The sequence below is a fragment of the Streptomyces sp. NPDC096311 genome, from assembly GCF_044763085.1.
GTDB lineage: Bacteria > Actinomycetota > Actinomycetes > Streptomycetales > Streptomycetaceae > Streptomyces.
Genome location: NZ_JBIWFN010000012.1, coordinates 103603 through 114811, shown reverse-complemented (window position 1 = coordinate 114811; position 11209 = coordinate 103603). Strand labels below are relative to the sequence as shown.

Annotated in this window: 9 protein-coding genes; 1 reads left to right on the top strand and 8 read right to left on the bottom strand. The window is 69.8% G+C overall.

Going from position 1 to position 11209, the window contains the following annotated elements; translation table 11 throughout:
* Position 1: 1 nt before the first annotated feature.
* From ACIRA5_RS29105 to ACIRA5_RS29085, 5 genes are all read right to left on the bottom strand, one after another.
* A complete protein-coding gene (locus ACIRA5_RS29105) occupies positions 2-850 on the bottom strand; it encodes a carbohydrate ABC transporter permease (protein WP_373559073.1) in 849 nt (282 codons plus the stop codon).
* Between the two features lie 2 nt (positions 851-852).
* Positions 853-1797 carry a carbohydrate ABC transporter permease gene (locus tag ACIRA5_RS29100; RefSeq protein ID WP_403695369.1) on the bottom strand — a complete coding sequence of 315 codons (945 nt, stop codon included), beginning with the start codon at positions 1795-1797 and terminating at the stop codon, positions 853-855.
* 4 nt (positions 1798-1801) lie between these two features.
* A complete protein-coding gene (locus ACIRA5_RS29095; RefSeq protein ID WP_403695368.1) occupies positions 1802-3121 on the bottom strand; it encodes an extracellular solute-binding protein in 1320 nt (439 codons plus the stop codon).
* 253 nt (positions 3122-3374) lie between these two features.
* The gene (locus tag ACIRA5_RS29090) at positions 3375-3671 is read right to left on the bottom strand and encodes a DUF3039 domain-containing protein (protein ID WP_403695366.1); all 297 of its coding nucleotides are present in this window, start codon (positions 3669-3671) and stop codon (positions 3375-3377) included.
* Between the two features lie 30 nt (positions 3672-3701).
* The gene (locus ACIRA5_RS29085; protein ID WP_054229660.1) at positions 3702-4277 is read right to left on the bottom strand and encodes a YqgE/AlgH family protein; all 576 of its coding nucleotides are present in this window, start codon (positions 4275-4277) and stop codon (positions 3702-3704) included.
* A gap of 280 nt (positions 4278-4557) precedes the next feature.
* Here ACIRA5_RS29085 and murA point away from each other — a divergent pair, with 280 nt between their 5' ends.
* Complete coding sequence (gene murA, locus ACIRA5_RS29080) at positions 4558-5904, top strand: UDP-N-acetylglucosamine 1-carboxyvinyltransferase (protein ID WP_403695365.1); 1347 nt, start codon at positions 4558-4560, stop codon at positions 5902-5904.
* Between the two features lie 168 nt (positions 5905-6072).
* Here murA and ACIRA5_RS29075 read toward each other — a convergent pair whose 3' ends face one another.
* The 3 genes from ACIRA5_RS29075 to ACIRA5_RS29065 form a co-directional block, all read right to left on the bottom strand.
* Positions 6073-6354: an HU family DNA-binding protein gene (locus ACIRA5_RS29075; protein ID WP_007382399.1), complete on the bottom strand. Its 282-nt coding sequence runs from the start codon at positions 6352-6354 to the stop codon at positions 6073-6075.
* Between the two features lie 521 nt (positions 6355-6875).
* The gene (locus ACIRA5_RS29070) at positions 6876-8297 is read right to left on the bottom strand and encodes an NAD-dependent malic enzyme (protein WP_403695362.1); all 1422 of its coding nucleotides are present in this window, start codon (positions 8295-8297) and stop codon (positions 6876-6878) included.
* A 423-nt stretch (positions 8298-8720) separates the two neighbouring features.
* Entirely contained in the window at positions 8721-11147 is a 2427-nt protein-coding gene (locus ACIRA5_RS29065) for a HelD family protein (protein WP_403695360.1), read from the bottom strand.
* Positions 11148-11209 lie beyond the last annotated feature (62 nt).

The following is an 11209-nucleotide window of genomic DNA, read 5'->3' as shown; positions in this document are numbered from 1 at the left end:
GTCAGTCCTTCACCGCTCCGCCGAGGCCGGAGACCAGGCGTCGCTGTACGAGTACGAAGAAGATGAGCACCGGAATCGTCATCACTGTGGACGCCGCCATCACGCCGCCCCAGTCGGGTTCGTCGGGCTTGTAGAAGACGAGGAGGGCCATCGGCAAGGTGGACTGCGAGGTGTCGCTGATGATGAAGGACTTGGCGAACAGGAAGTCGTTCCAGGCCGAGATGAAGGAAAAGACGCTCGTGGCCACCAGCCCCGGGAAGACGAGCGGGAAAAGGATCTGCCAGAGGAATCGCGTACGGCTAGCCCCGTCGATGTACGCGGCCTCCTCCAGCGCCTCGGGAACCGCCTTCACAAAACCCCTCAGCATCCAGATCGCGAACGGCAGCGAGAAGGCGATGTGCGGCAGGATCAGCGAGCCCAGCGTGTTCAGCTGGCCGAAGTCCCGCATCAGGAAGAAGAGGGGGATCGTCAGCGCCTCGACGGGCACCATCTGCGCGACCAGGAACATGATCAACAAGGTGGTCCGGAAACGGAAGCGGAATCGGGTGACCGCGGTCGCCGCGAGAAACGCGATCAGCGCCGAGACGACGACCACGGACCCCGCCACCACAAGGCTGTTGACGAAGTAGCGGCCGAATTCCTGCTGCCCGAAGACGCGCCGGAAGGAATCCAGGGAGGGCGAAAGCGTCCACGGCCGGGGCTCGGTGGACTCGATCTCCCCGGCCGGTTTGAAGGCGCCGAGCACCATCCAGTAGAGGGGGAAGGCGACGACCACCGCGATCAGCAGCGCGGACGCCTCGGCGGCGAGCCGCCAGGGGCGCCGGGGACGCCGTACGAAGCCGGGTATCAGGCTCACAGTTCCTCCCCCTGCCTGCGCAGCAGCCGCAGGTACACCAGCGTGACCGCCAGCAGGATCACCAGCATGACCACGCCGATCGCCGAACCGAGGCCGTACTGCGAGGAGGCGAAGGCCTTCTGGTAGGCGTACACGTTCAGCACGAGGTTCTGGCCGGCGATGCCGCCGCCGTTCGTCATCACGTAGATCTGCGTGAAGACCTTGAAGTCCCAGATGACCGACTGGATGGTGACGACCACCAGGATCGGGCGGAGCAGCGGTGCGAGCACCGAGCGCCAGATCCGCCACTGCGAGGCGCCGTCCAGCGCGGCCGCCTCCAGCACTTCGGAGGGTACGGCGCGGATCCCCGCGTAGACCGTGACCATCACGAACGGGAAGGAGCACCAGACCACTTCGAGCAGGACGAGCGCGAAGGCGCTGGAGCGCCCGTACGTCCAGGAGTGGTCGCCGATTCCGAGGACCCGGTTGACGGGACCGAAGTCGGGGTCGAACAGGAACAGCCAGACCGTGGACCCGGTGACCGCCGGGGTCGCCCACGCGCCGAGCGCGGCCAGCATCAGCGCGAGCCTCGGCAGGGCCCGTACGCGGGTGAGGAGCACGGCGAGGGCGCAGCCGACGGCCAGGGTGGAGAGCACGCAGGCCGCCGCGAACACCAGCGTGGCGATCAGGACCTGCCAGAACTGGTCGTCGGCGAAGAGGGTGGTGTAGTTGCCGAACCCTTCGAAGGCGGTCGGTTCGCCGCCGCTGACCTGTGCCTGGGTGTACTTCAGGAGCGAGATCAGGCCGAGCTGGTAGATGGGGTAGACGAGCAGGGCGCCGAGGACGACGAGGGCGGGGGCGAGGTAGAGCCAGGGGGTCCAGCGGGCGCGCCGGCCGCCGGGGACGCCGGCCGCGGCCTTCGCGACCGTGACCGGTTGGGCGACGGCCTCTTGCGTGGTCATCCGCTCACCCCACGGAGCTGAACGCGTCGTTCATCTTCTTCGCCGCGTCCTTCGAGGCCGCCGCGACGTCCTTCTTGCCGCTGATGACCTCCTGGAACATCGTCGGCAGGACGAGCGAGGCGTCGATCTGGGACCAGGCGGCCGAGGCGGGCACGAACCTGGCGCCCGAGGCGAGGGTCTTCACGAAGGGCGCGAGAAACGGCTGCTTCTTCGCGACCGCGTCCCGCACGTCGGTGTACGTGGGCAGGAACCCCATGGCGTCGAAGAGCTCGCTCTGGGTCTTCTTGCTCGCCAGCCGCTCCATCAGGTCGACGGCGAGGGTGTGGTGCGACGTGCTCTTCAGGACGCCGATGTTGTTGCCGCCCGCGAACGCCGGGGCCACCGAGCCCGGCTCCACACCGGGCAACGGCACGACCGCGTACTTGCCCTTGATCTTCCCGGCCTCGATCGCGGCGTGGCTGAAGTCGCCGCCGATGGCCATGCCCGCCTTGCCGGAGGAGAACGCGGTGACGGTGTCGTTGCCGGTCATGCCCGCGCACTTGGCGGCGGGACAGTTGTCGGCGCCGAACAGCGAGGTGTAGGCCTTGATGCCCTTCCGGGCGGCCTCGCTGTCGATGGTCGCGGCGTAGGAGCCGCCCTTGCCCTGGGCGATCTCGCCGCCCTGGGACCAGATGAAGGGCATCGCGCCGTATGTGTAGGCGCCGCCGACCACGAGTCCGTAGAGGCCGGGATCGGCCGCGCGGATCTTCTTGGCGGTGGAGATCAACTCGGCCTGGGTCCTGGGGGCTTCGAGGCCGAGGCTCTTGAGGATGTCGGTGCGGTAGTAAAGGGCGCGGACGCCGACGAAGAACGGGGCGCCGTAGATCTTCCCGTCCACCGTCACGGACTGCTTGGCGGTCGGGTCGGTGTCCTTGGCCTCGCTCCAGTCGGCGAACTCCTTGGTGACGTCGGCGAGTCCGCCGTCCTTGACGTAGCCGGCGGTGTCCGTGTTGCCGTACTCGATGACGTCGGGGGCGCTCTTCGGGTCGTTGAAGGCGGCCTTCATCCGCTGGGCGCGGGTCTCCACGGGGATGTACTCGATGGTGACCTTGGTGTCCTTGTGAGCCTTCTTGAAGGTGCTGACGGCCGCGTCGACGACCTTCTCCTTCGGCCCGTTGCTGACCTCCTGGAACAGCCAGACCCGCAGCGTGCCGGTCTTCTCGTCCTTTCCGGAGGAGGAGTTGCCGGAGGTCTGGGGGGCGCAGGCGGTGGCGACGACAAGGGCGGCGAGGGCGACGGCCGTTCGTGCGGGGAGCTTCACGGGCAGCTTCACAGAGAGCTTCATCGAGCATCCTCCGATGGGGGGCGTTGCAACATACGCAATGGCGGTTTCGCTCTGCACAACACACCGGAGGCTATGGACTACATGAACATGTCCACAAGAGGTCTCAACCACTCTGTGACCACGGGGCGCACCCTGCGCAACGGCAACCGGCGCGAAGACCGCCGGCGCACACGACGCGAAGGCCCTCGGGGCGCGCCGGAACGCGCCCCGAGGGCCTTGTGATCGTCGGGCCGCCGGTGCTCGGCGGCGCCCGTTACGTGTCCTGGCCGCCCTTGCCCTTGTCGCCGCCGGCGCCCATGGACTCGTAGATCTCCTTGCACATGGGGCACACGGGGTACTTCTTCGGGTCGCGGCCCGGGACCCACACCTTGCCGCAGAGGGCCACGACGGGCGTGCCGTCGAGAGCGCTCGCCATGATCTTGTCCTTCTGGACATAGTGGGCGAAGCGCTCGTGGTCCCCGTCGCCGTGCGACACCTGCGGCGTCGGCTCTACGAGGGTCCCCGTCCCAGTGCCTCGCTGGGGCTGGGTCTCAGGCTCAAGAGTGCTCATAGGAGCCAAGGGTACTTAAGGTCACGGACATCAGTTGAGTGAAGGGTCGTCCGGATACGTCGCCACCATCGCGAGTTCGTTGCGCTGGCGGCGCAGGACCTCGCGCCAGAGGCGCTCCGGGGACGGGGAGGAGACGTCTCCCGGTTCGGATTCCACCACGTACCAGGCGCCCTCGGTCAGTTCGTCCTCCAGCTGGCCGGGGCCCCAGCCCGCGTACCCGGCGAAGATTCTCAGGGAGCCGAGGGCCGAGGCGAGAAGTTCCGGTGGGGCCTCCAGGTCGACGAGGCCGATCGCGCCGTGCACCCGCCGCCAGCCGAGTGGCGCGCGCTCCCCGGAGGCGACGCCGCCCGGGATCACCGCGACGCCCAGCGCCGAGTCCAGCGACACCGGGCCGCCCTGGAAGACGACGCCGGGTTCCCCGGCCAGGTCGGCCCAGGCCTCCAGGATGTCGCTGACGTCCACCGGGGTCGGCCGGTTGAGGACGACACCGAGCGAGCCCTCCTCGTCGTGGTCGAGGAGCAGCACCACCGCGCGGTCGAAGTTCGGGTCCGCCAGGGCGGGCGTGGCCACGAGCAGCCGCCCTGTGAGCGAGGACACCTCGGTCATGCCAGACATGATCCCGCATCTTCCCCGGGTAGGGGGACCCAATACCCGTACCCGAGTGAATGCAGCTCAGGGCGCAGAGGAGCGTCCCCCGCGCACACCGTCACCGGTGACCCCGTGTGCCCGATTCGGAACGGTTCGTGTTGTGGCAAAGCTATGACGTTGCTGGGTGGTCCTTGGGCTTACTTAAGGGGGGTGGGCGGCGATTACCCTTGCTCTTCGGCTCCCGCCCAACCGGCCTGCCGACGCATACTCCTGCCCAACTCATCGGAACGCGAGATACATGACCGTCAACGGCTCTGACGATGTACTGCTTGTCCACGGCGGAACCCCGCTCGAGGGCGAGATCCGTGTCCGCGGTGCGAAGAACCTCGTACCGAAGGCCATGGTCGCCGCCCTGCTGGGCAGCGCTCCGAGCCGACTGCGCAATGTCCCCGACATTCGCGACGTGCGCGTCGTGCGCGGGCTGCTGCAGCTGCACGGCGTGACGGTCCGTCCGGGTGAGGAGCCGGGCGAGCTGATCCTCGACCCGTCGCACGTGGAGAGCGCGAACGTCGCCGACATCGATGCCCACGCGGGCTCGTCGCGCATCCCGATCCTCTTCTGCGGCCCGCTGCTGCACCGTCTGGGACACGCGTTCATCCCGGGTCTCGGCGGCTGTGACATCGGCGGCCGGCCGATCGACTTCCACTTCGAGGTGCTGCGGCAGTTCGGCGCGCGGATCGAGAAGCGGGCGGACGGCCAGTACCTGGAGGCTCCGCAGCGGCTGCGCGGCACGAAGATCCAGCTGCCGTACCCGTCCGTCGGCGCGACTGAGCAGGTGTTGCTGACGGCGGTGCTCGCGGAGGGCGTCACCGAGCTGTCCAACGCCGCCGTGGAGCCCGAGATCGAGGACCTCATCTGCGTACTGCAGAAGATGGGCGCGATCATCGCCATGGACACCGACCGGACGATCCGCATCACCGGTGTGGACTCGCTCGGCGGCTACACCCACGCGGCCCTCCCGGACCGCCTGGAGGCCGCCTCCTGGGCTTCCGCCGCGCTGGCGACCGAGGGCAACATCTACGTCCGCGGCGCCCAGCAGCGCTCGATGATGACGTTCCTGAACACCTACCGCAAGGTGGGCGGCGCGTTCGAGATCGACGACGAGGGCATCCGCTTCTGGCACCCGGGCTCGCAGCTCAAGTCCATCGCCCTGGAGACGGACGTCCACCCCGGCTTCCAGACCGACTGGCAGCAGCCGCTGGTGGTCGCCCTGACGCAGGCCACGGGGCTGTCGATCATCCACGAGACGGTGTACGAGTCCCGCCTCGGCTTCACCTCCGCGCTGAACCAGATGGGCGCGCACATCCAGCTCTACCGCGAGTGCCTCGGCGGCTCGAACTGCCGCTTCGGCCAGCGCAACTTCCTGCACTCGGCCGTCGTTTCGGGCCCGACCAAGCTCCAGGGCGCCGACCTGGTCATCCCCGACCTCCGCGGCGGCTTCTCGTACCTGATCGCCGCCCTCACGGCCCAGGGCACCTCCCGCGTCCACGGCATCGACCTGATCAACCGCGGCTACGAGAACTTCATGGAGAAGCTCGTGGAACTGGGCGCGAAGGTCGAACTGCCGGGCAAGGCGCTCGGATAGCACACGGACACCCGGACCGTGCGCTGACGCTCGGGCGGCACCGCCGACGGGCGGACGGCACGGCCGGCGCTCGGTGTGTGTACGACGATGGGGCGGCCCCCGGTCAAGGGGGCCGCCCCATTGGCGTTACTGCGGTTCGTGCGCCGTCCCGTGGCACACGGACGCGGCTTACTTGCCCTTGGCCGCTTCCTTGAGCTTGCTGCCCGCGGAGACCTTCACGCTGTAGCCGGCCGGAATCTGGATCGGGTCGCCGGTCTGCGGGTTGCGCGCGGTGCGAGCGGCACGGTGGGTGCGCTCGAAGGTCAGGAAGCCGGGGATGGTGACCTTCTCGTCGCCCTTGGCGACGATCTCGCCGACGGTCTCGGCGAACGCGGCCAGAACGGCGTCGGCGTCCTTGCGGGTCACCTCGGCGCGGTCGGCCAGCGCGGCCACCAGCTCACTGCGGTTCATGTTGTTACTCCCGTGTTCTTCTTGCCGTTGAGGCGTGCCACGCGGCGGAGCCGCATGTTGGATGCGGCGAAGCCGATGCTGCCAGGGCCCTCGGTCGGTCCCCGGACCCGGGTCCGTAGCCAGACCCTCGCGCCCGAAGACGCATCCTGCCCCCACCTGCGGCGGGAAAGCCAATCCGGCACCCCTGGGAGTCACACGAACACCCTTGGGAGTCACACGAAAAGCGCCACTGCCTCAGTGTGGTGACGCTCCGTCCGCTCCCGGCAGCGGACCGCAGGGCCTGGGAGGCCTGAGCCTGGCCGCCACCCTAGAGGGCCGCCAGGGACCCCGCATCCCGCGACGCGCCGACGCGCGGCCGTCGTGGCGATCGTCACAGCAAGTCACACCGCCGCAACCACCGACCACCCTCACCCGGCGGACGCCTGCCGGCCCGTCCGGCGTTCGAGGACAAGGCCGTCCGGGCCGACGCGGGGGCCGGGGGCGGCAGGCCCCCGGCGACGCCCGCACCGGCGCCGAGTGCCCTACTCCGCCGCTGTCACACCCGCCGCCTTCGCCGCGGAGCGCACCGCTCCGGCGACCGCGCCCGCGACCTTGTCGTTGAAGACGCTGGGGATGATGTAGTTCGGGTTCAGCTCGTCCTCGGTCACCACGTCCGCGAGCGCGGCCGCGGCGGCCAGCATCATCTCGGTGTTGACCGTGCGGGACTGGGCGTCCAGGAGGCCCCGGAAGACGCCCGGGAAGACCAGCACGTTGTTGATCTGGTTGGGGAAGTCGGAGCGGCCGGTGGCGACAACTGCCGCGGTCTGGCGGGCGATTGCCGGGTCGACCTCGGGGTCGGGGTTCGCGAGCGCGAACACGATGGCACCCTCGGCCATGGCGGCCACGTCGTCGCCGTCGAGCACGTTCGGGGCGGAGACGCCGATGAACACGTCGGCGTCGCGCACGGCCTCCTTCAACGTGCCCGTGAGGCCCTCGGGGTTGGTGTTGTCGGCGATCCAACGCAGTGGCGAATCGGAGGCCGCGCCGACGAGGTCCGCGCGGTCCGCGTGCACGACACCGTGGATGTCGGCGACGACGGCGTTCTTGACGCCCGCGGCGATGAGCAGCTTCAGGATGGCCGTACCGGCCGCGCCCGCGCCGGACATGACGACCCGGATGTCACCGATGGCCTTGCCCGCCACACGCAGGGCGTTCGTGAGCGCGGCGAGGACGACGATCGCGGTGCCGTGCTGGTCGTCGTGGAAGACGGGGATGTCGAGGGCCTCGCGCAGCCGGGCCTCGATCTCGAAGCAGCGCGGCGCGGAGATGTCCTCCAGGTTGATGCCCGCGAAGCCGGGGGCGATGGCCTTGACGATCTCGACGATCGCGTCGGTGTCCTGGGTGTCCAGGCACAGCGGCCAGGCGTCGATGCCGGCGAAGCGCTTGAAGAGGGCCGCCTTGCCCTCCATGACCGGGAGGGCGGCCTTGGGCCCGATGTTCCCGAGGCCGAGCACGGCCGAGCCGTCCGTCACGACCGCAACGGAGTTGCGCTTGATGGTGAGGCGGCGGGCGTCCTCGGGGTTCTCGGCGATCGCCATGCACACGCGGGCCACGCCCGGGGTGTAGATCATGGAGAGGTCGTCACGGTTGCGGATCGGGTGCTTCGACTGCATCTCGATCTTGCCGCCGAGGTGCATGAGGAACGTACGGTCGGAGACCTTGCCCAGCGTGACGCCCTCGATGCCGCGCAGCTGCTGGACGATCTCGTCGGCGTGGGCCGTGGAGCTCGCCGCGATGGTGACGTCGATCCGGAGCTTCTCGTGGCCTGAGGCGGTCACGTCGAGGCCGGTGACCGAGCCTCCGTGGGACTCTACGGCCGTGGTGATCTGGGAGACCGCGGTTCCGCTCGCGGGCACCTCCAGTCGGACCGTAATCGAGTAGGAGACGCTGGGCGCCGTTGCCATGGCCGACTTCCTCTGCTTTCACCGTGTACTGCTGGGTCGCGCTGTCTCGCGGGTATGCCGTCCGATCGTCGCACCTACCCCCCAGTACGTGGTAGCCGCCCCGGATTGCGAACGTTTTGTTCGCAGGCAAGGCGTGCGATTTCGGAAGACAACTTCCACCATACGAGAGTACGTGAACCTCGCGGGAAACGGTCGGCCAACGGGAGCCGACAACGAAAGAGGCTCACGTCAGGTGACGTGAGCCTCTCCTCGTTCAGTGACACCGACCCGCCATGCTCGCCTCGCGGCAAGTGGTCGCTCGTAGCGACGAAGGTTGGGCCCGGGGGCTTGGATCGGGCCGGTGTCACATCCACGGTAACAAACGATCCCCGTAAGGCAATTCCCACCCCGAGAGTTCATCTGGGGCGTCGGCCCCGGCGGGGGTCAGTCCCGGAGCAGATCCGGCATCCCGTTCGCGTCGGGTTCGTCGCGGTCGCCGGAGACGATCGTCAGCTGCTGCGTGGCCCGGGTGAGGGCGACGTAGAGCACCCGCAGCCCCGCGGGCGACTCGTCGGCGATCTCCGCCGGCGAGACGACCACCGTCGCGTCGTACTCCAGTCCCTTCGCCTCCAGGCTCCCGAGCGCCACCACCCGTTCGCCGAGCCCGGCGAGCCAGCGGGCGGCCTCCTCGCGCCGGTTCATGGCCACCACGACGCCCACCGTGCCGTCCACCCGGTCCAGCAGCCGCGCGGCCTCGGCGCGCACGGTCCGCGCGAGCGAGTCCCGTACACCGGCGCCCGCGTTGTTCGTCGCCACGAAACGCGGCTCGACCCCGGTGGACCGTACGGCCGAAGGGGACTCGGAGCCGGGCATGGCGAGGGCGAGGACCTTGGCGGCCAGCTCGGCGATCTCGGCGGGGTTGCGGTAGTTGACGGTGAGGGTGAAGCGGCGCCGGGGACGGCTTCCCAGGGCCTCGTCACGGGCCTCCGCGGCCTCGTCGGGGTCCGACCACGAGGACTGCGCCGGGTCGCCCACGACGGTCCAGGTGGCCTGCCGGCCGCGTCGGCCCACCATCCGCCACTGCATGGGCGTGAGGTCCTGCGCCTCGTCGACGATGACGTGCGCGTACTCGACGCGCTCCTGCGCCAGCCGCTCGGCCCGCTCGCGCTGCGACTCCTCGCGTACGGGCATGAGCTCCTCGAGACCGCTGAGCTGGTCCAGCGGGTCCAGCTCGCGGCGTTTGCGGGGCCGGACGGGCATGCCCAGGATCGCCTGGAGCTCGTCCAGCATCGCCACGTCGTGGACGGACAGCCCGTCCCGCTTGAGCGAGCGCGCGACCCGGCGCACCTCGCCGGGGTTGAGGATCCGGCGCGCCCAGCGGCCGAGGCGCCGCTCGTCGGCCATGGCGGCGAGGACGCCCCGCGGGGTCAGCTCGGGCCACCACGCGTTCACGAAGTCGATGAAACTGTCCTCGGAGGCGACGTCCTCGTCGAAGGACGACCGCAGCTCGGCGGCCAGCTCCGGGTCCGCGTGCCGCGTACCGGCCCCGGACTTCGCCCACAGCGCGTCCAGGAGCAGTTTGCGGGCGCGCGGGCGCAGCAGGTTCACCGGCGCGGTCCCGCTCAGCGCGTTGTGCTTGATGCGGTCGAGCTCGGCGGCCTCCAGCTCCAGGCGCCGCCCGAAGGCGACGACACGCAGGCGGGTGGGGGTACCCGCGGGGGCCGGGGCGGCCTCCTCGCCGAAGGCGAGCTGCTCCGGCCTGTCCCCGCCGGCGGTGGACCGGCCCGGGTTGCCGCCGGGAGTCTCCAGCGCGCCCCTGGCGGCCTTCCTCAGCACCTTGAGCATCCTGTACGAGCCCTTGGCACGGGCGACGGCCGGAGCGTCGTACAGGGTGGCCTCCGCACCGTCGACGAGGGAGCCGATGGCGCGGATGGCGACCTGGCCCTCTTCGCCGAGGGAGGGCAGCACGCCCTCGGTGTAGGCGACCAGGAGCGGCGTCGGGGAGACGATCAGGATGCCGCCCGCGTACCGGCGGCGGTCCTGGTAGAGGAGATAGGCCGCCCGGTGCAGGGCCACGGCCGTCTTGCCGGTGCCGGGGCCGCCCTCCACGTAGGTCACCGACGCGGCGGGGGCGCGGATCACCAGGTCCTGTTCGGCCTGGATGGACGCCACGATGTCCCGCATGGTGTGGCTGCGGGCCTGGCCGAGCGCGGCCATCAGGGCGCCGTCGCCGATCACCGGGAGTTCCCGGCCGTCGAGGGTGGCCTTGAGCTCGGGGCGCATCAGGTCGTCCTCGACGCCGAGGACCTTGCGGCCCTTGGAGCGGATGACCCGGCGGCGTACGACGCGGCCCGGGTCGACCGGTGTCGAGCGGTAGAAGGGGGCCGCGGCGGGCGCCCGCCAGTCGATGACCAGCGGCGCGTAGTCCGCGTCCAGCACCCCGATGCGGCCGATGTGCAGCGTCTCGGCGATGGAGGCGTACTGGCCGGTCTCGTCCACCTGTACGACACCCTCGGCCGGTTCGACGGCCGTGTAGGCGCCGTCCGGGCCCTTCTTGCCGTCCTTCCCGAGCAGCAGGTCGATCCGGCCGAAGAGGAAGTCCTCGAACTCGTTGTTCAGGCGATTCAGATGAATCCCCGCGCGGAACACCTGGGCGTCGCGCTCCGCGAGCGCCCCCGGTGTACCGACCTGGCCGCGCTGGGCGGCGTCGTTCATCAGGAACTCCGCCTCGTGGATCTTCTCCTCGAGGCGCCGGTACACCCGGTCCAGATGTTGCTGCTCGACGCTGATCTCACGATCCCGTACGGAATCGTCCTGTGCGGAATCGTGGATCTGGTCGAGCGCGGTTTCCTGCTGAGCCTGAGCGGCCACCGGGCCCCCTTCTGACGTGCTGGGCAGCCGTCAACCGTACGCGAAGGGGACCCCGTGAGGCT